Origin of the sequence: Streptomyces thermoviolaceus (assembly GCF_045209695.1) — a bacterium.
Classification (GTDB): domain Bacteria; phylum Actinomycetota; class Actinomycetes; order Streptomycetales; family Streptomycetaceae; genus Streptomyces; species Streptomyces thermoviolaceus.
Map to the genome: position 1 here is coordinate 3,013,148 of NZ_CP109280.1, position 24,543 is coordinate 3,037,690.

General features: G+C 73.5%; 22 protein-coding genes. 9 read left to right on the forward strand and 13 right to left on the reverse strand.

Features of this window, described 5'->3' with window-relative positions; all coding sequences use genetic code 11:
- Nucleotides 1–314 precede the first annotated feature (314 nt).
- Nucleotides 315–2,003, forward strand: coding sequence for a protein kinase domain-containing protein (locus OG899_RS13160; protein WP_125499313.1), 1,689 nt, complete (start codon nucleotides 315–317; stop codon nucleotides 2,001–2,003).
- A 442-nt stretch (nucleotides 2,004–2,445) separates the two neighbouring features.
- Here the strand turns inward: OG899_RS13160 and OG899_RS13165 are convergent, their stop codons facing one another.
- The gene (locus tag OG899_RS13165) at nucleotides 2,446–2,982 is read right to left on the reverse strand and encodes a bacterial proteasome activator family protein (protein WP_125499315.1); all 537 of its coding nucleotides are present in this window, start codon (nucleotides 2,980–2,982) and stop codon (nucleotides 2,446–2,448) included.
- A 228-nt stretch (nucleotides 2,983–3,210) separates the two neighbouring features.
- Here OG899_RS13165 and OG899_RS13170 point away from each other — a divergent pair, with 228 nt between their 5' ends.
- Nucleotides 3,211–3,921, forward strand: a complete 711-nt coding sequence (locus OG899_RS13170) for a hypothetical protein (RefSeq protein WP_406311040.1) — start codon at nucleotides 3,211–3,213, stop codon at nucleotides 3,919–3,921.
- A gap of 107 nt (nucleotides 3,922–4,028) precedes the next feature.
- Here OG899_RS13170 and OG899_RS13175 read toward each other — a convergent pair whose 3' ends face one another.
- The 7 genes from OG899_RS13175 to pdhA form a co-directional block, all read right to left on the reverse strand.
- Nucleotides 4,029–5,009, reverse strand: a complete 981-nt coding sequence (locus OG899_RS13175; protein ID WP_125499317.1) for an NAD(P)H-quinone oxidoreductase — start codon at nucleotides 5,007–5,009, stop codon at nucleotides 4,029–4,031.
- A gap of 298 nt (nucleotides 5,010–5,307) precedes the next feature.
- Nucleotides 5,308–6,405 (reverse strand): TrkA family potassium uptake protein, encoded by a 1,098-nt coding sequence (locus OG899_RS13180; protein ID WP_125499318.1) that lies wholly within the window; start codon nucleotides 6,403–6,405, stop codon nucleotides 5,308–5,310.
- Entirely contained in the window at nucleotides 6,402–7,772 is a 1,371-nt protein-coding gene (locus OG899_RS13185; protein WP_125499319.1) for a molybdopterin molybdotransferase MoeA, read from the reverse strand. The genes OG899_RS13180 and OG899_RS13185 overlap by 4 nt, the downstream gene beginning before the upstream one ends.
- Nucleotides 7,769–8,692, reverse strand: coding sequence for an NTP transferase domain-containing protein (locus OG899_RS13190; protein WP_168132398.1), 924 nt, complete (start codon nucleotides 8,690–8,692; stop codon nucleotides 7,769–7,771). Before OG899_RS13190 ends, OG899_RS13185 begins: the two co-directional genes overlap by 4 nt.
- An 84-nt stretch (nucleotides 8,693–8,776) precedes the next feature.
- On the reverse strand, nucleotides 8,777–10,297 hold the full coding sequence (locus OG899_RS13195; protein WP_168132397.1) for a dihydrolipoamide acetyltransferase family protein: 1,521 nt from the start codon (nucleotides 10,295–10,297) through the stop codon (nucleotides 8,777–8,779).
- Nucleotides 10,297–11,301 carry an alpha-ketoacid dehydrogenase subunit beta gene (locus OG899_RS13200; protein ID WP_125499322.1) on the reverse strand — a complete coding sequence of 335 codons (1,005 nt, stop codon included), beginning with the start codon at nucleotides 11,299–11,301 and terminating at the stop codon, nucleotides 10,297–10,299. The genes OG899_RS13195 and OG899_RS13200 overlap by 1 nt, the downstream gene beginning before the upstream one ends.
- A complete protein-coding gene (gene pdhA / locus OG899_RS13205; RefSeq protein WP_125499323.1) occupies nucleotides 11,298–12,437 on the reverse strand; it encodes a pyruvate dehydrogenase (acetyl-transferring) E1 component subunit alpha in 1,140 nt (379 codons plus the stop codon). Before pdhA ends, OG899_RS13200 begins: the two co-directional genes overlap by 4 nt.
- A gap of 174 nt (nucleotides 12,438–12,611) precedes the next feature.
- On the opposite strand from pdhA, the gene OG899_RS13210 reads away from it, so the two are divergent.
- On the forward strand, nucleotides 12,612–13,109 hold the full coding sequence (locus tag OG899_RS13210) for an Lrp/AsnC family transcriptional regulator (RefSeq protein ID WP_229814004.1): 498 nt from the start codon (nucleotides 12,612–12,614) through the stop codon (nucleotides 13,107–13,109).
- A 144-nt stretch (nucleotides 13,110–13,253) separates the two neighbouring features.
- Here OG899_RS13210 and OG899_RS13215 read toward each other — a convergent pair whose 3' ends face one another.
- Both OG899_RS13215 and OG899_RS13220 read right to left on the reverse strand, forming a co-directional pair.
- Nucleotides 13,254–13,844 carry a TetR/AcrR family transcriptional regulator gene (locus OG899_RS13215; RefSeq protein WP_125499324.1) on the reverse strand — a complete coding sequence of 197 codons (591 nt, stop codon included), beginning with the start codon at nucleotides 13,842–13,844 and terminating at the stop codon, nucleotides 13,254–13,256.
- Nucleotides 13,841–15,364, reverse strand: a complete 1,524-nt coding sequence (locus OG899_RS13220; protein WP_168132396.1) for a 3-hydroxyacyl-CoA dehydrogenase — start codon at nucleotides 15,362–15,364, stop codon at nucleotides 13,841–13,843. Before OG899_RS13220 ends, OG899_RS13215 begins: the two co-directional genes overlap by 4 nt.
- Before the next feature lie 195 nt (nucleotides 15,365–15,559).
- On the opposite strand from OG899_RS13220, the gene paaN reads away from it, so the two are divergent.
- Nucleotides 15,560–17,251, forward strand: a complete 1,692-nt coding sequence (paaN, locus tag OG899_RS13225; protein WP_168132395.1) for a phenylacetic acid degradation protein PaaN — start codon at nucleotides 15,560–15,562, stop codon at nucleotides 17,249–17,251.
- Nucleotides 17,252–17,401: 150 nt separating this feature from the next.
- Here paaN and OG899_RS13230 read toward each other — a convergent pair whose 3' ends face one another.
- The 3 genes from OG899_RS13230 to OG899_RS13240 are packed head-to-tail and all read right to left on the reverse strand — an operon-like array spanning nucleotide 17,402 to nucleotide 19,967.
- A complete protein-coding gene (locus OG899_RS13230) occupies nucleotides 17,402–18,151 on the reverse strand; it encodes an RNA methyltransferase (protein WP_168132394.1) in 750 nt (249 codons plus the stop codon).
- Nucleotides 18,148–19,347: an HTTM domain-containing protein gene (locus OG899_RS13235; RefSeq protein ID WP_125499328.1), complete on the reverse strand. Its 1,200-nt coding sequence runs from the start codon at nucleotides 19,345–19,347 to the stop codon at nucleotides 18,148–18,150. Before OG899_RS13235 ends, OG899_RS13230 begins: the two co-directional genes overlap by 4 nt.
- 20 nt (nucleotides 19,348–19,367) lie before the next feature.
- Nucleotides 19,368–19,967 (reverse strand): DUF5819 family protein, encoded by a 600-nt coding sequence (locus tag OG899_RS13240; RefSeq protein WP_373296041.1) that lies wholly within the window; start codon nucleotides 19,965–19,967, stop codon nucleotides 19,368–19,370.
- A gap of 812 nt (nucleotides 19,968–20,779) precedes the next feature.
- On the opposite strand from OG899_RS13240, the gene paaA reads away from it, so the two are divergent.
- Genes paaA through OG899_RS13265 form a run of 5 tightly spaced genes read left to right on the forward strand, consistent with a single transcriptional unit; the run spans nucleotide 20,780 to nucleotide 24,483 of the window.
- A complete protein-coding gene (gene paaA, locus OG899_RS13245; protein WP_168132392.1) occupies nucleotides 20,780–21,838 on the forward strand; it encodes a 1,2-phenylacetyl-CoA epoxidase subunit PaaA in 1,059 nt (352 codons plus the stop codon).
- Nucleotides 21,835–22,122, forward strand: coding sequence for a 1,2-phenylacetyl-CoA epoxidase subunit PaaB (gene paaB / locus OG899_RS13250; protein WP_125499330.1), 288 nt, complete (start codon nucleotides 21,835–21,837; stop codon nucleotides 22,120–22,122). The genes paaA and paaB overlap by 4 nt, the downstream gene beginning before the upstream one ends.
- A complete protein-coding gene (gene paaC, locus OG899_RS13255) occupies nucleotides 22,119–22,838 on the forward strand; it encodes a 1,2-phenylacetyl-CoA epoxidase subunit PaaC (protein WP_168132391.1) in 720 nt (239 codons plus the stop codon). Before paaB ends, paaC begins: the two co-directional genes overlap by 4 nt.
- Nucleotides 22,832–23,419, forward strand: coding sequence for a 1,2-phenylacetyl-CoA epoxidase subunit PaaD (gene paaD / locus OG899_RS13260; RefSeq protein ID WP_168132390.1), 588 nt, complete (start codon nucleotides 22,832–22,834; stop codon nucleotides 23,417–23,419). Before paaC ends, paaD begins: the two co-directional genes overlap by 7 nt.
- A complete protein-coding gene (locus OG899_RS13265; protein WP_125499333.1) occupies nucleotides 23,419–24,483 on the forward strand; it encodes a 2Fe-2S iron-sulfur cluster-binding protein in 1,065 nt (354 codons plus the stop codon). The genes paaD and OG899_RS13265 overlap by 1 nt, the downstream gene beginning before the upstream one ends.
- The last annotated feature ends 60 nt before the right edge of the window (nucleotides 24,484–24,543 follow it).

Below are 24,543 nucleotides of genomic sequence, written 5' to 3' on the forward strand. Positions count from 1 at the left end.
ACTGCGGGAACCGGTCCAGGACGGGACCGGTCATCAAACCCCGTGCGGCCGCCGCCGTGCAAATCCCGGGTACGCGCTGTACGGGTGCGGTAACGCTTCCGCGACGTTTCTTTCGCGTACGGTCACGGAACGGGCACCGAACTTGACGTGTCGGTGCCCTGGGGCAGACTTGGCCGGGAATAACACTTTCGATCAACGAGATCCGGACTTGAGGTCGGGTCAGACCAGGTCCGGTCCCGCAACCGGTCGACGGACAGCCGATCGCGCGGGCGCGGAAGCCGCCGCCCCGCGCGCGCCTATGGGGGACGCAGAAGATGAGCCAGGACGGCGCACGAGGCCGGTTGACGGGGCGCGCGCTGGCCGGTGGCCGGTACCAGCTGCGCGACCTGCTGGGCGAGGGCGGCATGGCCTCCGTACACCTCGCCTACGACACCGTGCTGGACCGCCAGGTCGCGATCAAGACCCTGCACACCGAGCTCGGCCGGGAACAGGCCTTCCGTGAGCGGTTCCGCCGCGAGGCCCAGGCCGTGGCGAAGCTCACCCACACCAACATCGTCTCGGTCTTCGACACCGGCGAGGACGAGCTGGACGGCATGACCACGCCGTACATCGTCATGGAGTACGTCGAGGGCAGCTCGCTCAGCTCGGTGCTGGAGGCGGACGTCCGGCAGTACGGCGCCATGCCCGCCGACAAGGCCCTGAAGGTCACCGCGGACGTGCTGGCGGCGCTGGAGATCAGCCACGAGATGGGGCTGGTCCACCGGGACATCAAGCCGAGCAACGTGATGACCACCAAGCGCGGCGTGGTCAAGGTGATGGACTTCGGCATCGCCCGCGCCATGCAGTCCGGCGTCACCTCGATGACGCAGACCGGCATGGTGGTCGGCACCCCGCAGTACCTCTCCCCGGAGCAGGCCCTCGGCCGCGGCGTGGACGCGCGGTCCGACCTGTACTCGGTCGGCATCATGCTGTTCCAGCTGGTCACCGGGCGGCTGCCGTTCGACGCGGACTCGCCGCTGGCCATCGCCTACGCGCATGTCCAGGAGGAGCCGCCGGCGCCTTCCTCGATCAATCGCTCGCTGCCGCCGGCGGTGGACGCGCTGGTCGCCCGCGCGCTGAAGAAGAACCCCAACGAGCGGTTCCCGAACGCCGTGGCCATGCGCGACGAGTGCCTGCGGGTGGCGGCCTCCCTCCAGCCGGTCCCGCCCAGCATCGTCCCGGGCCCGCACACGCCGAGCGGCGCGGGCGTGGCCTCCGCGGTCTTCCCGCCGGTCGACTCCACGCCGCCGCCCGTGGGCAACGTGCAGACGCCCTACCAGCCGACCCCGCCGCCGCAGCAGACCGCTCCGCAGCAACCCACTCCGCCGCAGCCGTCGCCGCAGCAGCCGTACGGCACCCCGCCGCCGTCGGCGCCCGCACCGGCGTACGGCTATCCGCACCAGAACGGCTACCCGGGCCCGGGCCCCGCGGCGTACGGGCCGCAGCAGACCCCGTCCCCGTACAACGTGCCGTCGCCGCCGCCCGCCGTGAAGGTGCCCGAGTCCCGCTCCGGGAGCGGGAAGAACAAGCGGGTCATCGGCATATCGGCCGCGGTCGCCGTCGTGGCGGTCGGCAGCCTGATCGTCGCGCTGCTGGCGAGCAACAACTCCGACGACCAGGGCAAGGGCGGAGGGGACCGGCCCAGCGCGTCCGCGTCCCACCGGGAGGGCTACCGCGGCCCGGACACGACGAAGACCATCGAGACCTCGGCGTGCACCGACCCGCCGGAGTCGTACGACGACCCGGAGAAGGTGCAGATGCCCGACTTCACCTTCAAGAACTGGGACTCGGTGCTCGCCTGCCTGCAGGCCGCGGGGTGGAACTACTCCAAGCGGTACGTGGACGAGAACACCTACGGCGAGGGCACGGTCATGCGTCAGTCGCCGACGGCCAACACGGACTTCGACCCAAACGACCCGCCGCAGATCCAGTTCGACATATCCACGGGCAACCCGCCGGCGTAGGGACGGCGTGGGCGCGGCACAGGCGCGGCACGGGCACGACGTGGGCGCACGCCGTGGCGGTGCGAGGCCGGCCGCCGGGCGCCGGTTGGGGGCCCGCCGGGCGCCGGATGGGGGCCCGCCGGGCGCCGGATGGGGCGCGTGGGCGGTTCGCCGGGCAGGGCACGGACGCGGAACGGCGAGTGGGCAGATCGGTCGCGGGACGCGGAGGAGTTCGCGGGCAGGCGAGCGGGCGGAGACACGCTGGGCGCGCGGAAGCGTTCCGACGCACGGAAGCAGGTGTGCGGTGCCGGGCCGGCCCGGTGAGCGTGGCTCGGTGCGGACGACTCCGTGAGCGCGGCCCGGCACCGCGGAGACCTACAGGTGCGAACGACCTACAGGCAGTAGCAGCTACGGCAGACCTACAGGTGCGAACGACCTACAGGCAGTAGCAGCTGCGGCAGGCCTACAGGTAGGGACCGCCCGAGCGACCGCCGGTGCGGTGGTCGTCGCCGCCGTCGTGTCCGAGGCCGGACGGCAGCGCACGGCGCATCTGCTCCAGCTGGGCACGGGCCGCCATCTGCTGGGCGAACAGGGTCGTCTGGATCCCGTGGAAGAGCCCCTCCAGCCAGCCCACCAACTGGGCCTGGGCGATCCGCAGTTCCGCGTCGCTGGGGGTCTGCTCGTCGGTGAACGGCAGAGACAGCCGCTCCAGTTCCTCGACCAGTTCCGGAGCCAGACCGTCCTCCAGCTCCTTCACCGAGCTGGCGTGGATCTCCTTCAGGCGCACCCGGCTCGCCTCGTCCAGAGGAGCGGCGCGCACCTCTTCCAGCAGCTGCTTGATCATGCTGCCGATGCGCATGACCTTCGCAGGCTGTTCCACCTGCTCCGTCACCGGGGTCTCACGGGACTCTTCGTCCCCACCGCCGAGCGCCATGCCGTCCTGCCCCACGACCAGAATCTGCGGATTCTCCGGCGACCGTTCGTTCCTCGGCATCTCCATGCGGCCCATTCTCTCGCACCCACCCCCTTTTCCTTCTGGGTGCCCCCTGCGGACGGTGATCCACCGTGTGCGGGCAGGTGATCACGGCAGGACGGTGCCGGGCGGGCCGCTGAACCGTCGGGCCGCGACGCCGTCACTCCGACGGAGGTGCCGGGGGTGCCCGGTGAGGCCGGTCGTGTGAGGGTCGTTGCGTCGAGCACTGACCGGGCACCGTGAGGGGGTCCCCCGATGACTCCTCGGCTGCGCGTCGTTCCGGGTGCGGCGGGGCTGCTCGTCGCGCTGTGCGTGGCGTTCCTGCCCGGCGGCTCCCACCGCACCGGGCCGTCCCCGGCTGCTCCGGCCGCATCGGCCACCTCGGCCGCGGGGCCCGGCGCCGTGTCCGCGGCCTCTGAGCCGTCCCCGCCGCAGGCGAGTTCCTCCGCCGGGCCGTCCGCCCACGCACCGCCCGCCACCGGCGTGCCGCGCGCCGCGGACGGGGACGGCCGGGAGCGGCACCGTCCGGACCGGCCGCACCGGCCCCGGCCGCCCTGGGAGGAGCAGGACGGCAGGCCCGACGGGAACGACGAGCCCGACGAGCCCGACGAGCCCGGTGAGTCCGGTGAGTCCGGCGAGTCCGGCGAGAACATCGGCCCCGACGAGCCCGGCCAGGACGTCGCCCCCGACGAGCCCGGTGAGGACGAGGACGGCGAGGCCCCGGACGCCGGCGCCTCCAGCGCCTCACCGGGCGAGGAGCCCCCGGTCCCGGAACCCTCGGTGCCGACCGACGCCGCCGTCGTCCCGCCCCCCGCGTCCTCGAACGCCCCTGATGCGGGGACCGCCACGCAGGGCGACTCCGGGTCCGGTCCGGTCTCCCAGAGGCTGCAGCTGGGCGGCGGACTGGTCCTCATCGGCCTCGGCCTGGGGCTGGCGTTCGTCGCCCTGCGACTGCGTGGTCCGTAGCGGCCCCGTACCGCGGACGCGGCACCACCGCAGCACCGGGAGGCAGCGACCGGCGGCCGGGGTTCGAATGGCCGGCGGCCGGGGTTCGAATGGCCGGCGGCCGGTGGTCAGGGCCGCACGAGCAGCACCTTGCCGATGTGCGTGCTCTCCTCCACGATCCGGTGGGCCTCGGCGGCCTCGTGCATCGGCACCTCACGGTCGATCACCGGCCGCACATGGCCGTCGGCGATGAGCGGCCAGACGTGCTCGCGCACGGCCGCGACGATGGCCGCCTTCTCGTCGAGCGGGCGGGCACGCAGCGAGGTGGCGCTGATGGCGCCGCGCTTGTTGAGCAGGGCGCCGATGTTCAGCTCGCCCTTGACACCGCCCTGCAGGCCGATGATCGCGAGCCGCCCGTTGACGGCGAGGGCGCGCACATTGCGGTCCAGGTACTTGGCGCCCATGTTGTCCAGGATGACGTCGGCTCCGGCGCCGTCGGTGGCCCGCGCGATCTCCTCGACGAAGTCCTGCTCACGGTAGTTGATCAGGATGTCGGCGCCCAGCTCGGCACAGCGGTCGAGCTTCTCCTTGGTGCCCGCGGTGACGGCGACCTTCGCACCGACGGCCTTGGCCAGCTGGATCGCCATGGTGCCGATGCCGCTGGAACCGCCGTGCACCAGGAACGTCTCCCCGGGGCGGAGGTGGGCGATCATGAAGACGTTGGACCAGACGGTGCAGGTCACCTCGGGCAGGGCCGCGGCCTGCTTGACGTCGAGCCCCCGGGGCACGGGCAGCAGCTGGCCCACCGGGATCGCGACCTTCTCCGCGTAGCCGCCGCCCGCGAGCAGTGCGCACACCTCGTCGCCGACCGCCCAGCCGGACACACCCGGACCGAGCGCCGCGATCCGTCCCGAGCACTCCAGACCGGGGTACGGCGAGGCGCCGGGCGGCGGGTCGTAGTAGCCCCTCCGCTGCATGATGTCGGCGCGGTTGACGGCGGCGGCCGTCACCTCGACCAGCACCTCGCCGTCGCCGGGTACCGGGTCCGGTACCTCCTGCCAGGACAGCACCTCGGGCCCGCCGGGTGCGGAAATCGTGATCGCATGCATGGAGCCGACGCTACTCCTCGCCGTGCCCGGCACCACGGTGCACGGCAACGGCACGGTTCCGGGCGCCCGGGTGGACGGCCGCCGGCCCGCGCACGGTCCTGCAACGCCCCGTGGGAGCACGGTCCTGCAACGCCCCGTGTTCAGAGGCGGCGGGACCGCGAGAGTCGCTTCGGACGAGCGGCGTGCAGGCCGCATGCGTCGCTCCGGACGAGCACCGTGCGGGCGGCACCCGTCGCTCGGGCCGGCGATGCGCAGGCCCGGTGGACAGGCTCGGTGCGCACGCAGGCCGCCCGCGCGGTCAGTCCTGCGGCAGGGGCCGGGTGTCCGGGGTGACCCGGGTGGCCGGTGTGGCGCGGACGATCGTGATCAGGCGGTCGGTCAGCTGGAGTTCGGCGACGGCGGGATCGTCGTAGCCGAGGACCCGGTGGCCACGGATCACGCTCACCACCAGATCGTCGATCTCCCGCGGGTTCCGGCCCGCCTCGGCCTTGGTGACCGGGCGTTCGACCAGGTCGAGGCCGGTGCCCTGCTGGATGAGGTCCTCCATGACCATGCCCGCGGCCGGGCTGAGCACGGACAGTCCCAGCAGCCGTCCGGCCGCGCTCGCGCTGGTGATCACCGCGTCGGCTCCGGACTGCTTGAGCAGCGGCGCGTTCTCCTCCTCACGCACCGCAGCGACGATCTTGGCCCTGCGGTTGAGCTGCCGGGCGGTGAGCGCGACCAGCACGGCGGTGTCGTCGCGCTGGGTGGCGATGATGATCTGCCGTGCCCGCTGCACCTCCGCCCGCAGGAGCACCTCGCTGCGGGTGGCGTCGCCGACCACACCCGCGTATCCGTCGGCCGTGGCCGCCTCGATCACCTTGGAGCTGGGGTCGACCACCACGACCTGCTGCTTCTTCAGCCCGGTCGCACAGACGGTCTGGATCGCGGACCGTCCCTTCGTGCCGAAGCCGACGACTACGGTGTGATCGCGCAAGGTGGACCTCCAGCGGCTCAGGCGCCATTCCTCACGGGTGCGCTCGGTGAGCACTTCGAGCGTGGTGCCGACGAGAATGATCAGGAACGCCACGCGCAGCGGCGTGATGACCAGGATGTTGGTGAGGCGCGCACTGTCGCTGACGGGGGTGATGTCGCCGTACCCGGTGGTGGACAGGGTCACCGTGGCGTAGTACGCCGCGTCGAGCAGGTCGACGCCGGTGTCGGAGCTGTCGCGGTAGCCGTCGCGGTCGACGTAGACGATCACCACGGTGATGAGCAGGACCAGCAGGGCCATGGCGATCCGCTTGCCGACCTGCCGTATCGGGCGCTCCACCGCCTTCCTGGGCAGCTTCACCCGATGGGTCACCAACCGTTCGTCCGCCTGGCGCGCGATGGCGTCCTGGCCCGGGAGTTTCACGTGAAACACACCCCGATTCCGGCGGCGGCCCACGGCAGATCCAGCAGCTCGGCCTCCTGGCCGGGACGGGCTCCTCCGGGCGGGATCACGGCCAGCGCGTCGGCCGCGGCGACGCCCCGCAGCATGGCGGGCCCGTTGTAGCGCACCGGCACGGCCAGGTCGCCGCGCAGCACCACGGGGACGAGCCGGGTGTCGTGCGGGTGTCCGTGCACCGCGCTCTGCAGCGGCAGCGTGTACGGCTCCGGGGCGGGGCGCGCGGCGAGCGTGCGCAGCACCGGCTCGACCAGGGTGAGCAGGCCCGAGACGGCCGCGAGCGGATTGCCGGGCAGTCCGGCGAGGAGCTGATGTCCGCCGGTGCGGGCCAGCAGCATCGGATGGCCGGGGCGCACGGCGACACCGTCGATCAGCACCTCGGCGCCGACCCGGTCCAGCACGGGATGCACATGGTCGACGGGGCCGGCGGCGGTTCCGCCGGTGGTGACGATCAGCTCCGCCTCGGACCGGGTGACCGCCTGCCGCAGGGCCTCGGCCTCGTCGCCGATCCGGTGCACCCCGGTCACCTCGGCGCCCAGCGCGCGCAGCCACGGCGGGAGCATCGGGCCGAGCGCGTCCCGGACCCGTCCGTCGTGCGGCAGCCCCTCGGTGAGCAGTTCGTCACCGAGCACCAACACCTCCACGCGCGGCCGGGGAACCGCGGAGAGCGTGTCGTACCCGGCGGCCGCGGCCAGCCCCAGCACCGCCGGGGTGACCAGGGTGCCGGCGGGCAGCAGGTGCTCGCCGGTGCGGCACTCCTGCCCGCGCGGCCGGATGTCCTGGCCGTGCCCCACCTCGCGGATCGCGTGCAGCATGCCCTTGGCGTCGACGCGGCCGTGCTCGGAGCGCAGCACGGCCGTGGTGTCCTGCGGGATACGGGCGCCGGTGGCGATCCGCACCGCCTCGCCGTCGGACAGCGGCTCGGGCCGTTCTCCTCCGGCCAGCGCGCCGTCGTCGCGCACGGTCCAGGGGCCGGGGCCGGCCACCGCCCAGCCGTCCATCGCCGAGGTGTCGAAGGAGGGCAGGTCGGTCAGGGCGGGCAGCGGCTCGGCGAGGACCAGGCCGAGCGCCTCCGCCAGGGGGACCGAGACGGGCGCGCGCTGCGCGGCGGTCCGGGCGGCAGCGGCGGCCGTCTCCCGGGCCTGGCGCCACGGGGTGGCCCGGCGGCGGGTCTCGGAGGAGTGCGGTCCGCCGTGCTCGGCGCGCCCGGCCGGGAACGAGGCCGGCACGGGGGCGGGGACCGGGTCACGGCCGGGCTTGTTCACGAGGGCGAGCGCCTCCTCGACATCGAGGTCGTCGGCGTCCTGGCGGGTGTCCGCGCCACGGGCGGTCATCCGGCGTCCGGGCGGGTGTCGGGCGTGGCGTCGGGGGCCACGTCGGGCTTGCCCTCGGCGGTGTCCTCCTGGGCCCAGCGCAGTGCGAGGGCGGCCGCCTTGCGGGCGGCCTCGGCGACCGCCTGCGGACCGCCTTCGCCGCGTGCGGCCGCGTAGCCGACGAGGAAGGTGGTCAGGGGCGCCGCGGGCCGCGCCACGCCGTGGGCGGCGTCGCGGGCGAGATCGAGCAGCACACCGGTGTCGACGTCCAGGTCGATGCCCAGCTCGTCCTTGACTGCGGAGATCCATTCATCCAACACGTGACCATGCTCCCTGATGCGTGCCCGGGCGGCGGCGATGTCGTCCCAGGTGTCGCAGTCGAACGACGCGGAAGGATCGGGGACTCGGGTGAGGTGCAGCGCGGCGGTCAGCCGGCGCAGGGGCAGCCCGGTCAGGGCCCCGTGTTCCTGGGCGAGCGCGGCCAGCGCCCCGCGCAACGCCCGGGTGCGGTAGGCCGCTACGAGCGGCTGGTCACGGCCGTCGGTGTCGGTGAGCAGCACCCCGTCGGCGCGGCCGGTGTTCAGCGTGTCCAGCAGCCGCCGCACGGTGGCCGGTGCGAGAAAGGGAAGGTCGGCGGAGAGGACGAGGACCCGCTCCTCGGTGACCTGACGCAGGCCCGCGTCGAGCGCGGCGACCGGGCCGCCTCCGGGGGGTTCCTCCCGCGCCCACCGCACCGGGCGCACGGTGGGCCGGGGCGCGGCCACGACCACGGTGGTGCGTGCCTCGGCGCAGGCGCCGAGGACCCGGTCGAGCAGCGTCCGGCCGCCGATGCGCACCGCGGGTTTGTCCACGCCGCCGAGCCGCCGGGCGGTGCCCCCGGCCAGCACGACGGCGTCGTGGGCCGGGGCGCCCGGCGGGCCGGGATGCTCGTGGTCGGTCACCCCCCGAGTATGCGACCCGCCCCTGAGCACAGGGAACGTGGGGGCGGGTACCTCCCCGCCCCCACGCGGTCGGGCGGTCAGGGGTCAGAGCGTGCGCAGCAGCATCGCGGGCTGCTCGACGCAGTCCGCCACATGGCGGAGGAAGCCGCCCGCCGTACCGCCGTCGCACACCCGGTGGTCGAAGGTCAGCGAGAGCTGCACGACCTGACGCACCGCCAGCTCGCCCTCGTGCACCCACGGCTTGGGGACGATGCGGCCGACGCCGAGCATGGCGGCCTCGGGATGGTTGATGATCGGCGTGGAGCCGTCGACGCCGAACACGCCGTAGTTGTTCAGCGTGAAGGTGCCGCCGGTGAGGTCCGCGGGCGTGAGCGTGCCGGCCCGGGCCGCCTCGGTGAGCCGTGCGAACTCGTCGGTGAGCGCCTCGGCGTTGCGCGTGTGCGCGTCCCGGACGACGGGCACGACCAGCCCGCGGTCGGTCTGGGCGGCGAAGCCGAGGTGCACGCGGTCGAGCAGGACCACCTCCCTCGCCTCGGTGTCCACGGTCGCGTTCAGCTGCGGGTAGCGGGCGAGCGCGGCGGTGCAGATCCGCGCGAGCAGGGCGAGCAGGGAGATCTTCGGCCCGCCGGCCGCGTTCATGGCCGCCCGGGTGCGCAGCAGCTCCGTGGCGTCGGCGTCCACCCAGCACGTCGCGTCCGGGATCTCCCGCCGGCTCCGGGTCAGCTTGTCGGCGACCGCGCCCCGGATGCCCTTGAGCGGGATGCGCCCGCCGGCGTCGGTGCCCGGCACGCCCGCCGGACGCGCGGCGGGCGGCGTGCCGAGCGGTACGGCACCGGTGGCCCCGGCAGCGGCGGCCCCGATCCCGGCCGGAGCAGCGGCCGGGACACCGTCCGTCCCGGCGGCTTCCTTGGCCCGCAGGGCCTTCTCGACGTCCGCGCGCAGGATCAGCCCCTCGGGCCCGGAACCGGTGAGCCTGCGCAGGTCCACGCCGTGCTGCCGGGCGAGCCGCCGCACCAGCGGGGAGATCACGGGCACGGGACCGTCCGCGGGGGCGCTCGCCTGCGACACGGAGGCGGCAGCGGCGTCCGCCCGCGCCGCGCGGGATGCGCGGGCCACCCGGGAGGCACGGCCCGGTGCCGCGGCGGAGGAGGCGGGACCGGCGGCAGGTGCAGGGGCGGCGGTCACCGTGTCGCGCGCGGCGGCCGGGGACGCGGCCTGACCGGCGGGCGCGAGCGGGGCGGGCCGTATCCGGCGGCGACGTGCCGCGCGGGCGCCGCCCGTGCCGTAGCCGACCAGGACGTTGCCGGAGCCGGAGCCGTCGGCCCGGTCCTCGGCGGCCGGCTCGGGCGCCTCGGACGGCTCGCCCACGGCGACCGTCAGCAGCGGCGCACCCACGGGCAGCTCCGTGCCCTCCTCGCCGAAGCGGGCGGTGACCACGCCGCCGTAGGGGCAGGGCACCTCGACCATCGCCTTGGCCGTCTCCACCTCGACGACCGGCTGGTCCACGGCGACGACGTCGCCCACCTGGACCAGCCAGCGGACGATCTCCGCCTCGGTGAGCCCCTCACCGAGGTCGGGCAGCTTGAACTCCAGCACCTGTGCCATCAGCTCTCGGCCTCCCACTGCAGGCGGGCCACCGCGTCCAGGATCCGGTCGACGCCGGGCAGATGGTGCCGCTCCAGCATCGGCGGCGGGTAGGGGATGTCGAACCCGGCGACGCGCAGCACCGGAGCCTCCAAGTGGTGGAAGCAGCGCTCGGTCACCCGGGCGGCGATCTCTCCGCCCGGCCCGCCGAAGGAGCCCGACTCGTGCACGACCACGGCGCGTCCGGTGCGCCGCACCGAGGCGCACACCGTCTCGTCGTCGAACGGCACCAGCGAGCGCAGGTCGACGACCTCCAGGTCCCAGCCCTCCTCGCGGGCGGCCTCGGCGGCCTCCAGGCAGACGGGCAGGGACGGGCCGTAGGTGATGAGCGTGGCGCTCCGCCCGGTGCGCCGCACCACGGCACGGCCTGTCGGCTCCACGGGCGTCGGCTCGTCGGGGTTCCAGGTGTCCTTGGACCAGTACAGCCGCTTGGGTTCGAGGAAGACGACCGGGTCGTCGGAGGCGATGGCGGCGCGCAGCATCCCATAGGCGTCGGCGACGGTGGCGGGCGTGACGACATGGAGCCCCGGAGTCGCCATGTAGTACGCCTCGGAGGAGTCGCTGTGGTGCTCGACGCCGCCGATGCCGCCGCCGTAGGGGATGCGGATGGTCAGCGGGAGCGGCATCGTGCCGCGGGTGCGGTTGCGCATCTTCGCGACATGGCTGGCGAGCTGCTCGAACGCCGGGTAGGCGAAGGCGTCGAACTGCATCTCCACGACCGGGCGCAGCCCGTACATGGCCATGCCGACGGCGGTGCCGAGGATGCCGGCCTCCGCCAGCGGGGTGTCGAAGCAGCGCTGGTCGCCGAACTCCGCGGCGAGGCCGTCGGTGATGCGGAAGACGCCGCCGAGCGTGCCGACGTCCTCGCCCAGGATGTGCACGGACGGGTCCTCGGCCAGGGCGTCGCGCAGGGCGCGGCTGAGGGCCTGGGCGAAGGTGGCCGGCTTGAGTGCGACGGTGGTCATCGGGTCGTCCCCTCCTCCGCCTCGGCCTGCAGCTCGGCCTGGAGCATCCGCTGCTGCTCGCGCAGCTGCGGCGTGGGCTCGGCGTAGACGTGCGCGAACAGGTCCATCGGGTCGAGCACCGGGTCCTGGTGCATGCGTTCCCGCAGGCGCGCGGCCATCGTCTCGGCGTCCTCGCGGACGGCGGCGATGCCCGCCTCGTCGATCAGGCCCCGTTCGGTCAGCTCCCGTTCCAGCAGCTGGACCGGGTCGTGGCCGCGCCAGGCCTCGACCTCGTCGTCGGTGCGGTACCGGGTGGCGTCGTCGGCGTTGGTGTGGGCGTCGATGCGGTAGGTGACCGCCTCCACGAGGGTCGGGCCGCCGCCGGCCCGTGCCCGCCGTACCGCCTCGCCGAGCACCTCGTGCACGGCGGCGGCGTCGTTGCCGTCGACCAGGCGGCCCGGGATGCCGTAGCCGACGGCCTTGTGGGCCAGGGAGGGGGCCGCGGTCTGCTTGCTGAGCGGGACGGAGATGGCGAACCCGTTGTTCTGCACCAGGAACACCACCGGGGCCTGCCAGACGGCGGCGAAGTTCAGCGCCTCGTGGAAGTCGCCCTCGCTGGTGCCTCCGTCGCCGACCATGGCGAGCGCCACCACGTCGTCGCCCTTGAGGCGGGCCGCGTGGGCCAGGCCGACGGCGTGCGGCAGCTGCGTGGCCAGCGGGGTGGACAGCGGCGCGACCCGGTGGGCGTAGGGGTCCCAGCCGGTGTGCCAGTCTCCGCGCAGCAGGGTGAGCGTCTCGACGGGGTCGACGCCGCGGGTCACGACGGCGAGCGTGTCGCGGTAGCTGGGGAAGAGCCAGTCGCGGTCCTCGAGGACCAGGGCGGCGGCGACCTCGCAGGCCTCCTGGCCGGTGCTGGAGGGGTAGACGGCCAGTCGGCCCTGCTTGGTCAGGGCGGTGGCCTGCGTGTTGTACCGACGGCCGTGGACCAGCTTCACGTACAGACGGTGCAGCAGCTCCGGGTCGGCCTGTGCCGCTGCCGGCGTGCCGAGGACGCGGTAGGGCTCCGGGTCGGGCAGCAGCGGCGCGGGGTCGGTGCGGGGCTGCCAGGCGGGCGGCGGCGATGGCCGGTAGGCACCCCGCTGCTCCATGACCGTCATGACGGCACCTCCTCATGGGAGCGGCTGTGGAAGGCGCGTCGAGGTGACCCGCCTCACCTACCGATTGTTCGGTCGCCGACACAATTTGGCTACAGGCGGCCCCAGGCTGTGGACAAACGGTTCTTCGCTCCGTGGGATGGACGCAGTACGTCCATGGTAGGGAGGTGGCGGCATATGGCACCTGAACATTTGGCCGACGACCCGGACGGGAGCGCCCTGCCGCCGCCGCGCCCGCTGGACGCCGTCGACCACGACATCCTCCGCATACTCCAGACGGACGGCCGTGCCTCGATCCGCTCGGTCGCCGAACGGGTGCACGTCTCGCGCGCCAACGCCTACGCCCGGATCAACCGCCTCGTCGAGGACGGCGTCATCCGCGGCTTCGGGGCCCGCGTCGACCACGAACGCGCCGGTCAGGGCACATCGGCGTACATCACGCTGAAGATCGTGCAGAACTCCTGGCGGACGGTGCGCGAGCAGCTGCGCACCCTGCCCGGCGCCTCCCACATCGCCCTGGTGGGCGGTGACTTCGACGTGCTGCTGCTGGTGCACACGCCGGACAACCGGGCGCTGCGCGAGGTGGTGCTCACCCGCCTGCAGGCCATCCCCGAGGTCCTCAGCACGCGCACGCTGCTGGTGTTCGAAGAGGAGGACGTAGGGCCACAGGGCTGACGCGGAACGGGCCCGTCCGCCGCGTGGCCCGCCCCGCGAGGACGCCCGTGCCCGGTCCGCCGGCGCGCACCCCCGCACCGGCCCCTGAGCGGCCCCCGACCGCACCGGCCCCTCACCGGCCGCGTCCGCCCGCGGCCCCGATGCCTACCCGTCCCGGCGCAGCCCGCCGAACACCAGCGTCACCACGGCGTCGGCCACCTCGCGCTCACCCATGCCGCGCCCGTCCGGCCGGTACCACTCCACGATCGAGTTGATCATGCCGAAGACGAGCCGGGTCGCCAGCCGCACCTCCACGTCGCCGCGCACGTCGCCGTCCGCGGCGGCCGCCTTCATCAGCTCGGCCACCCGGTGATCGAACTCCCGGCGCCGATCCAGCGCCCACCGCTCGGTCGCGGTGTTGCCGCGCACCCGCAGCAGCAGTGTCACGTACGGGAGTTCGGCGATGAGGACCTCGACCATGCGCCGCACGACGTACTCCAGCCGCTCGGCGGCACGGCCCGTGCGCGCCTGGTCCTCGTCGAGGATCCCGAAGAGCCGGTCCAGCGCCCGGCTGACGGCGCGGCGCAGCAACTCCTCCTTGCCGGCGACATGGTGGTAGATCGACGACTTGGAGATCCCGGCGGCCTTCGACAGGTGCTCCATGGACGTGCCGTCGTAGCCGCGCTCGTTGAAGACGCGCACCGCCACGGACAGCAGCGTCTCGGGGGTGTACGTGTCGCGCTTGGCGGTGGTCATGAGGCGGCCTCCCGCTTGTCGGTGGCGTACGCGTGGCGGTACAGCGCCAGGGACGGGGCGCAGCGGCCGGACGGTTCCCGCAGATGAAGCTCGTCCAGCAGGTTGTACGCCCAGGTGCGTCCGAGCCGGCGGCTCCATTCGAACGGGCCGAGCGGGTAGTTGACGCCGAGTCGCATCGCGGTGTCGATGTCCTCCTCGGTGGCCACGCCCTTGGCCACGGCGTCGTGGGCCAGGTCCACGATACGGGCGACCGTCCGCGCGACGATCATGCCGGGGACGTCCCCGATGACGCTGACCTTCTTGCCGAGCGCCTGGAACAGGCCGATGGCCTCCGCCAGGACCTGCGGCGAGGTGTCCTGGGAGGCGGACAGGGCGATGCGGGTGGCCCGACGGTAGTCGAGCGCCAGGTCGAAGTAGACGACGTCACGGAACTCCGCGGAGGTCCGGCCGTCGGCCGGCACCAGATGACCGCCGCTGGGCAGCACCAGGCGGGTGCCGCTGTCCTCGCCCTCCTCGTGCTCCTCGCGGACGGTGATGCCCGCCTCGCGGATCATGGGGAGCAGCTCTCCGGCGGGCCCGAGGTCGCCCTCGGCGACCACGTGCGCGGGAGGCTCGGCCGCGTCGGCGGTGTGCGGCTCGGGCCGCTCGGCGCCCTCCGCGTAGTCGTACCAACCGCGCCCGGTCTTGCGGCCCAGGCGACCGGACTCCACCAGCCGGCGCTGGGCGAGCGACGGCGTGAAACGGACGTCCTGGAAGAAGGAGCGCCACACCGAGTGCGTCACCGCCTCGTTGACGTCCTGCCCGATCAGATCGGTCAGTTCGAACGCCCCCATCCGGAAGCCGCCGCTCTCGCGCAGCACGGCGTCGATGGTGGCGGGGTCGGCGGCCTGGGCCTCGTAGACGGCGAAGGCCTCGGCGTAGAAGGGGCGCGCGATGCGGTTGACGATGAAGCCGGGGGTGTCGGCGCAGGCCACCGGGGTCTTGCCCCAGGCGCGGGCCGTCTCGTACGCGCGGGTGGCCGAGGTGACGTCGGTGGCGAACCCGGAGACGACCTCGACCAGCGGCATCAGCGGCGCCGGGTTGAAGAAGTGCAGGCCGACGAAGCGGCCCGGGACGCGCAGCGCCCCGCCGATGGCGGTCACCGACAGGGAGGAGGTGTTGGTGGCGAGCAGGCAGGTGTCGCCGACGACGGCCTCCAGCTCGCGCAGCAGCTCCTGCTTCACCTCCAGCTGCTCCAGGACGGCCTCCACGACCAGGGCGGAGTCCGCGAGCGCGGTGAGGCTGTCCACGGGCTCGAGCCGGGCGCGGGCGGCGTCCCGTTCCGCGGGGCTGAGCCGGTCCTTGGCGACGAGCCGGTCGAGCCGGGCGCCGATCGCGTCGGCGGCCTCCTGCGCCCGGCCGGGCGCGGCGTCGTACAGCCGTACGGGGTGGCCGGCCACCAGCGCGACCTGGGCGATGCCCTGGCCCATGGTGCCGGTGCCGACGACGGCCACGGGGCTGCTGAGGTCGAGTGCTGTCATGTGCGCGATCCTCCCGCACGGCGTTGTCCACAACTGCGGCGGACCCCCAGGTCCGGCTTTTCCACACCTTCGTGCCGAAGCCCTTGCCCCGACCGATCGTTCGGTTACTCTAGCCCTGACCGGCTGTTCCCGCCCATGTTTCCGCCAGGTCACCAGCTCGACGCAGAGCTTTCGACGACGAGGAGTTGGTCCCGCATGGCCGCCGCACTCACCGTGGACGAGCTGATCTCACGGCACCGGCCCACCCTGGACCAGGCGCTGGAGGCGATCCGCACGCGCGCGTACTGGTCGCCCCACCCCGAACACCCCAAGGCGTACGGGGAGCACGGCAGCCTGGACGCCGCTGCCGGCAAGGCGGCCTTCGACGCCCTGCTGGGCAGCCGCCTGGACCTCGGCCAGCCCGGCACCGACGGCTGGGTCGACGGCGAGGTCTCGCCCTACGGCATCGACCTGGGCGTGGAGTACCCGCACGCGGATCCGGACGTGCTGCTGCCCGCCATGAGGGCCGGCCAGGGCGCCTGGCGCGACGCGGGCCCCGAGGCGCGCGCCATGGTCTGCCTGGAGATCCTCAAGCGGATCAGCAACCGCACGCACGAATTCGCCCACGCCGTCATGCACACCTCCGGCCAGGCGTTCGTCATGGCCTTCCAGGCCGGCGGCGCGCACGCCCAGGACCGCGGTCTGGAGGCGGTGGCGTACGCCTACGCCGAGCAGGTGCGCACCCCCGACGTCGCCGAGTGGACCAAGCCGCAGGGCAAGCGGGACCCGCTCGCCCTGACCAAGCGGTTCGTCCCGGTGCCGCGCGGCATCGGGCTGGTCATCGGCTGCAACACCTTCCCGACGTGGAACGGCTATCCGGGCCTGTTCGCCTCCCTCGCCACCGGCAACGCGGTCCTGGTCAAGCCGCACCCGCGCGCGGTGCTGCCACTGGCTCTCACGGTGCGGATCGCCCGTGAGGTGCTCGCCGAGGCCGGCTTCGACCCCAACCTTGTGGCGCTGGCGGCCGAGCGTCCCGGCGAGGGCATCGCCAAGACCCTCGCCACCCGACCCGAGATCAAGATCATCGACTACACGGGCTCCACCGCCTTCGGCGACTGGCTGGAGACCCACGCCCGCCAGGCCCAGGTCTTCACGGAGAAGGCCGGCGTCAACACGGTGATCCTGGAGTCCACCGACGACTACCGGGGCATGCTCGCCAACCTGGCCTTCTCGCTGTCCCTGTACAGCGGGCAGATGTGCACCACCCCGCAGAACCTGCTGATCCCCCGGGACGGCATCCGCACCGACGCCGGCCCCAAGACGTTCGACGAGGTCACCGCCGACCTCGCCCGGGCGGTCGACGGCCTGCTCGGCGACGACGCACGGGCCAACGCCCTGCTCGGCGCCATCGTCAACCCGGACGTGAAGGCCCGCCTGGAGGCCGCGGCCTCCCTCGGCGAAGTCGCCCTGGCCTCCCGGGAGATCACCAACCCGGACTTCCCGAAGGCCGTGGTGCGCACGCCGGTGATCGTGAAGCTGGACGGCTCCAAGCCCGACGCGGAGGCCACCTGCATGAGCGAGTGCTTCGGGCCGGTCTCCTTCGCCGTCGCCGTCGACTCCGCCGACGCCGCCGTGGAGCTGCTGCGGCGCACCGTCCGCGAGAAGGGCGCGATGACGGTCGGCGCCTACACCACGGACGCGGAGGTGGAGCGGAAGATCGAGGAGGTCTGTCTGGAGGAGGCCGCCCAGCTGTCGTTCAACCTCACCGGCGGGGTGTACGTGAACCAGACGGCCGCCTTCTCCGACTTCCACGGCTCCGGCGGCAACCCGGCGGCCAACGCCACGCTCACCGACGGCGCGTTCGTGGCGAGCCGCTTCCGGGTGGTGGAGGTCCGTCGCGAGGCATAGGCCCGGGCGAGGCCCAGGCCCGGGAGATCCGCCGCGAGGGCCGGGTGCCGGCAGCTGGGAGCGTCCGGGGCCGGCCGCTGCGAGGGCCAGGGTCAGGGGCGCCGCGCCTCTGGCCCTCGGCCTCCGGGCTGCGTCAGAGGGCACGGCCCCTCATGGCACGGACGCACCCCCGCCGGCGCTCCAGTGGTACAGCGCCATCGCCACGCTGGTGGCCAGGTTGTAGCTGGAGACCTTGGGGCGCATCGGCAGCGCCAGCAGATGGTCGGTGCGTGACCGCAGCTGTGCGGACAGTCCGCTGCGTTCCGATCCGAAGGCGAGCACGGCGTCATCGGGCAGCTTCACCCCGCGGATGTCCTCGCCCTCCGGGTCGAGCGCGAACAGCGGTCCGCGCGGCAGCTCCTCGACGGTCAGCCGCTCCACGACGGTCGCGAAGTGCAGCCCCGCCCCGCCGCGCACCACCGTGGGATGCCACGGATCGAGGGTCCCGGTGGTGACCACGCCGGTCGCGCCGAAGCCGGCGGCCAGCCGGACCACCGCGCCCGCGTTGCCCAGGTTGCGCGGCTGGTCCAGGACGACGACGGGCGCACTGCGGGGCAGCTCGAGGGCCCGCAGGTTGTCCTGGCGGTCCGGCCGCACGGCCAGGGCCGCGACGGCGGTGGGGTGCGGCCTGGACACCAGGGACCGGTACGTCTCCTCGGGCACCTCGGTCAGCAGGGCGTCCAGCCGGTCCCGGACGTCCGGCGCCAGCTCCTCGGCGAGGACGAGCGCCGCCCGCCGGTCCGTGGTGACCGCCACCGGCACCTCGGCGCCGAAGCGGACCGCGTGCTTCAGGGCGTGGAAGCCGTCGAGCAGCACGCAGCCGCCGGCGAGCCGGTGCCAGGAGCTGAGCGGGTCGGTCATGCCGGGAAGCCTACGCGGTCGGGCTCCCCGTCCCGGCCGGCGCTCTCCTCGGCCGGAGCACCCGCGTCCCGGCGCCGGATGCGCAGGCGGTCCCGCGCACGCGTGGCCCAGGTGCCGATGCGGCGCAGGAAGGAGGTGGGCAGGAACACGGCGTCGGCCGCGATCATCGCCAGGGAGAAGAACGGCAGCCCGAGCACCACCGCGATCGCCACGTGCTCGATCACCAGAATCACCAGCAGCACGTTCTTCACCCGCCGGTTGAACAGGGCGAAGGGGAAGGCGACCTGCGCGATCACCGTGCCGTACGTCACCAGCATCACCAGCGTGCCGCTGGCGGACAGCAGCCCGGCCAGACCGGGCCACGGCGAGAAGTAGTCCAGGTGCAGCGGGTAGTAAACGGCAGTGCCGTCCTGCCACCGCGACCCCTGGATCTTGTACCAGCCGGCCGTCGCATAGATCAGGCACGTCTCCGCCATGATCACCACCAGCGCACCGTTGTGCACGAGGTTCGCCACGACGTCCAGCAGGATCCGCGGCTGCGCCCACCGCGCACGCCGTCCCGCCGCCCACCACAGCCCCTGCGCGGCCCACACCGTCCACAGGATCGCGGGCACCAGCCACTCCCCCTGCACCCGCCCCGCCGCGGTGACCGCGGCCAGCACCGCGCCGAGCCCGCACCACAGCACCGGCCCCACCGGGTCCCGCACCCGCTCCCCCCGCGCGCACGCCGCCCGCTCACCCCGCGCCCGCCGCGCATCCAGCGACCACACCAGCCCGCACCGCGTGAACACCAGATACAGCGCCATCAGATGCACGACGTTGTCGCCGCCGTCGCCGACGAACACACTGCGGTTCTGCAGCGAGAACACACCGACCATGAACAGCACCGACACGGTCCGCGTCCGCCAGCCCAGCAACAGCAGCGCGGCCGACAGCACCGCCAGCGCGTAGACGACCTCGAACCACAGCCGGCCGCGGAACCACATCAGCGCCGTGAACGCCCCGTTCTGCGTGGTCAGCCGGTGCGCGAGAGCCCAGCTCCAGGGACCGTCGGGGCCGTACAGCTCCTGCCGGTGCGGATACTCCCGCACCAGGAACACCAGCCAGGTCAGCGCAAACCCGATCCGGACCACGGCCGTCTGGTACGGGCCCAGGGCCGCGTCCGTGACCCGGGCCGACAGACGCGACACCGGCATCCCCCCGGTCACCCACCGCTTCACCGCACACCACCCCCGGCCTCACCGGCAGGCACCGTCCACCACGGCAGCAGCCGGTCCACGGGCTCCGTCGACGCCTTCTCCTCGCTCCACGGCGGCGGCGCCACAGCGGCACTGCGGATCCGCACCTGTATGCGTGCGAGCTCCTCCTGCGGCTTGGCGGCGTGCTCACGCTCCAGACGCAGGACGGCGATGCGGCGCAGATACGCCTGGGACAGCTCGCCGCGCAGGCCGGCCGGGCGGTTGGCGCCGTCGTGCGTACCGGCGTAGAAGTCCACGGCACGGCGCAGCTCGTTCTGCTGGGTGTGGCTGGGCAGCAGATTGCCTCGGATGTCCCGGCCGTCCTGGGCGGACAGGTCGTACCAGCCGGTGGTGAAGGTCTCGCCGGCCGCCGAGCGGACCTGGGCGCGCACCTGCACCGTGATGTTCTGCTGCAGCGGATTGGGGGCGAACAGCTTCCAGTTCTGCTCGAACTCCGGGTAGACCCAGGCGTCGACGGCGTCACCGTGGCGCTTGCTCAGCGTGTTCGCGGGCGCGACGGACAGGAACACCATCCCCAGGTGCACACAGGCGACCACGGCGACGGCGACGGCCGCCACCGCCGCGACCGCCCGGAAGCGGGGGGAGAGAGCGGCCAGACCGGTGGCCGGGACCGGCTGCCGGCCGGTGCGGCCGCTCCCGGCGGCCTCTGCCGGCAGCGTCTCGGGGCCGGGTTCCGCGTCCGTCGCCTCGGCAGCGGCGGTCCCGTACCGCGGGACGGGACCGGCGGCCCCCGGCGCTTCCGGACCAGTGGTCTCGGGCCTGCCCTGACCGGCGGTCTGCTCCGGCCCTGCCTCGCCGGCGGTCCCCGCCCGCTCTCCGGAACCGGCGGTGGTCTCATGCCGTTGCCCGGGAACGGGCGGCGACGTCGTCCGTCCGCCCGGCCCGGCCGGGGCACCCGGGTCCCCGTCGTACGCGTCCATTCCGCCTGTCCCCGATCCCGTTCGTCGTGCCGGCCCCACGGCCACCTGTGCGCGCGTACGGCCGGGCACGGCACCGCGCCCGCACGGGCCGTCCGCTGCCGCACGCCGCACGGAACGGTACTCACGCGCGCCGCACCGGCACAGCCCCGGTGGTCGTGGCCCCGGGGCCGGACCGAGCGCTCGGCCGCTCTCCCGGCCTTCACCCGCCTGGCGTCACCCTGCCTTCCCTCGTCCGTCTGTCCCGTTCTTCGGTGCGCCGCACGGGCCGCGGCGGAGCGGGACCGGGACCGGGAGCACACTCCGTGCGCCCTGTCCACAGGGCCGTGACCGCGGTTATCCACAGACGCCCGAAGCAGTTGACACCCCTGGCGGCACGCCGCACCATGGAACTCGCCCAAACCGAACGATCGGTCGGGACGATGACGACAGCCGAGGTCGAGGGGGACAGCATGGCGACAGCAGCCGCGCACCGGGCGGGCGGCACCCTGACGCACGGTGCCGCGGACACCATCGGGGCCACCGACACCCAGCAGCGTGCCTTCGACGCGGCGGTGGCCGCCGACGAGCGGATCGAGCCCCGGGACTGGATGCCGGACGGCTACCGGGCGACGCTCGTCCGGCAGATCGCCCAGCACGCCCACTCCGAGATCATCGGCATGCAGCCGGAGGCGAACTGGATCACGCGGGCGCCGTCCCTGCGCCGCAAGGCCATCCTCATGGCCAAGGTCCAGGACGAGGCCGGTCACGGCCTGTACCTGTACAGCGCGGCCGAGACGCTGGGCGTCAGCCGTCAGGAGCTGCTCGACAAGCTCCACAGCGGCCGCCAGAAGTACTCCTCGATCTTCAACTATCCGACGCTGACCTGGGCGGACGTGGGTGCCATCGGCTGGCTGGTGGACGGCGCGGCGATCACCAACCAGGTCCCGCTCTGCCGCTGCTCCTACGGGCCCTACGCCCGCGCGATGGTCCGCATCTGCAAGGAGGAGTCCTTCCACCAGCGCCAGGGCTACGAGCTGCTGATGACGCTCAGCCACGGCACGCCCGAGCAGCACGCGATGGCACAGGACGCCGTGAACCGCTGGTGGTGGCCGTCGCTGATGATGTTCGGCCCGCCCGACGACGCCTCGCAGCACTCCGCGCAGTCGATGGCGTGGAAGATCAAGCGCCACTCCAACGACGAGCTGCGCCAGCGTTTCGTCGACATCTGCGTCCCCCAGGCCGAAGCCCTCGGCCTCACCCTCCCCGACCCCGACCTGAAGTGGAACGAGGAACGGGGCCACTACGACTTCGGCCCCATCGACTGGGACGAGTTCTGGCAGGTCATCAAGGGCAACGGCCCGTGCAACGAGCAGCGCCTGAACCAGCGCAGGCGGGCCCACGAGGAAGGCGCCTGGGTACGGGAGGCCGCCGCGGCCTACGCGGCCAAACACGGCACCCGCCCGGCGAGCGGACCCACCGACGACCTCACCGCCGCCGTCGGCGGCAGCACGGAAGGCGAGCAGGCATGACCCACACCGACTGGCCCCTGTGGGAGGTCTTCGTGCGCTCCCGGCGCGGGCTGTCCCACACCCACGCCGGCAGCCTGCACGCCCCGGACGCGAAGATGGCGCTGCGCAACGCCCGCGATCTGTACACCCGGCGCGGCGAGGGCGTCTCCATCTGGGTCGTGCCGTCCACGGCGATCACCGCCTCCTCGCCCGACGAGAAGGACTCCTTCTTCGAGCCGTCCGCCGACAAGCCCTACCGGCACCCGACGTTCTACGAGATCCCGGAAGGGGTGAAGCACCTGTGACGGCCACCGTCCCCACGACCGCCGCCCTCGCCCTGGGCGACGACGCCCTGGTGCTCTCCCACCGGCTCGCGGAGTGGACGGGCCACGCGCCCGTCCTCGAGGAGGAGGTCGCCCTCGTCAACATAGCCCTCGACCTGCTGGGCCAGGCCCGGTTCCTGCTGTCGATGGTGGGCGACGAGGACGAACTGGCCTACCTGCGCCAGGAACGCGCCTTCACCAACCTCCAGCTCGTGGAGCAGCCGAACGGCGACTTCGCCCACACCATCGCCCGCCAGCTGTACTTCTCCGCCTACCAGCACCTGCTGTACGGGCAACTCGCCGAAGATGACGGCCCGTTCGCCCCGCTGGCCGGGAAGGCCGTGCACGAGGTCGCCTACCACCGCGACCACGCCGAGCAGTGGACGCTGCGGCTCGGCGACGGCACCGAGGTCAGCCACGAGCGGATGCAGCGGGCCTGCGAGGCGCTGTGGCGGTACACCGGTGAGATGTTCCAGCCCGTCGAGGGTCTCGACGTGGACTGGGCCGCACTGGAGGCCGCGTGGCTGGACACCGTGGGCGACGTGCTGCGGCGGGCCACGCTGACCCTGCCCGAGGGACCCCGCCGGGGAGCATGGTCGGCGGGCGCGGGCCGACAGGGCCTGCACACCGAGCCGTTCGGACGGATGCTCGCCGAGATGCAGCATCTGCACCGCAGCCATCCGGGGGCGTCATGGTGACCACGACGGCACTGGAGGCCGAGCTGCTGCGGCTGGCCGGCTCGGTTCCCGACCCCGAACTGCCCGTGCTGACCCTCGAGGACCTGGGCGTGGTCCGCGCGGTGCATCTGCACGGCGCCGACGCGGTCGAGGTCGAGCTGACCCCGACGTACACCGGTTGCCCGGCCGTCGAGGCGATGTCGCGGGACATCGAGCGGGTGCTGCGCGAGCACGGCATGCGGAAGGTCGCCGTCCGCACGGTGCTCTCGCCCGCCTGGTCGACCGACGACATCACGCCCGAGGGTCGGCGCAAGCTGCGGGAGTCGGGCATCGCACCGCCCCGGGTCCGCGGGGCCCGCGGCCCGGTCTCCGTGACACTCGGCCCGCCCCGCACCCGCTCCTCCGGGCCGTCCGCCTCCGCGGGCACCGTCCCGACCACGGGCTCCCCGGCGTCCGGGGCCGCCGCCGTCGAGCCGGTCGCATGCCCCCACTGCGGGTCGGCCGACACCGAGCTGCTGAGCCGGTTCTCCTCCACCGCCTGCAAGGCGCTGCGACGCTGCCGGGCCTGCGGGGACCCCTTCGACCACTTCAAGGAGGTGTGATGGCCCGCTTCCACCGGCTGACGGTGTCGGCGGTCGACCGGCTCACCGACGACTCCGTCGCCCTCACCTTCGCGGTGCCGCCCGAGCTGCGCGCGGAGTACCGCCACGCACCGGGCCAGCACCTCGCCCTGCGGAGGATGGCCGACGGGGTCGAGACCCGGCGGACGTACTCGATCTGCTCGCCGGCACCGGTCCCCGGCAGCGACGGGCCGACGCATCTACGGGTCGGGGTGCGCCTGGTGGAGGGCGGCGCCTTCTCCACCTACGCACTGAAGGAGATCGCTGTCGGGGACGAGCTGGAGGTGATGACTCCGGCAGGCCGTTTCGTCCTGGAGCCCGCTCCCGGCCTGTACGCGGCGATCGTCGGCGGCAGCGGTATCACTCCGGTGCTGTCGATCGTCTCCACCCTGCTGGCACGCGAACCCGCGGCCCGCTTCTGCCTGATACGCAGCGACCGCACGACCCATTCGACGATGTTCCTGGAGGAGGTGGCCGACCTCAAGGACCGGTATCCCGACCGGCTGCAGCTCGTGACGGTGCTGTCCCGGGAGGAACAGCAGGTCGGACCGCCGACGGGGCGGCTCGACCAGGAGCGGCTGACCGGACTGCTGCCGACGCTGCTGCCGGTGCAGGAGGTGGCCGGGTGGTATCTGTGCGGCCCGTACGGGCTGGTGCAGGGCGCCGAGCGGGCGCTGCGCGGCCTCGGGGTGCCCCGGGCCCGGATCCATCAGGAGATCTTCCATGTGGACGCCGGAACGCGACCGGCCCCGGCGGCCACGGCACCCGCCCACAGCACGGTCGCCGTCCGGCTCGACGGCCGCAGCGGATCCTGGCCGGTCCGTGACGGCGAGACCCTGCTGGAGACGGTGCTGCGCAACCGCCCCGACGCCCCGTACGCCTGCAAGGGCGGCGTGTGCGGAACCTGCCGGGCCTTCCTCGTGTCCGGCGAGGTGCGCATGGACCGCAACTTCGCGCTGGAACCGGAGGAGACCGAGGCGGGCTACGTCCTGGCCTGCCAGTCCCACCCGGTCACGGAGCGGGTGGAACTGGACTTCGACCGCTGAGCACCGGCCGCCGCACGGGCGAAGAGACGGGACGGCGCATCACCGGCCGCCGCACGAGCC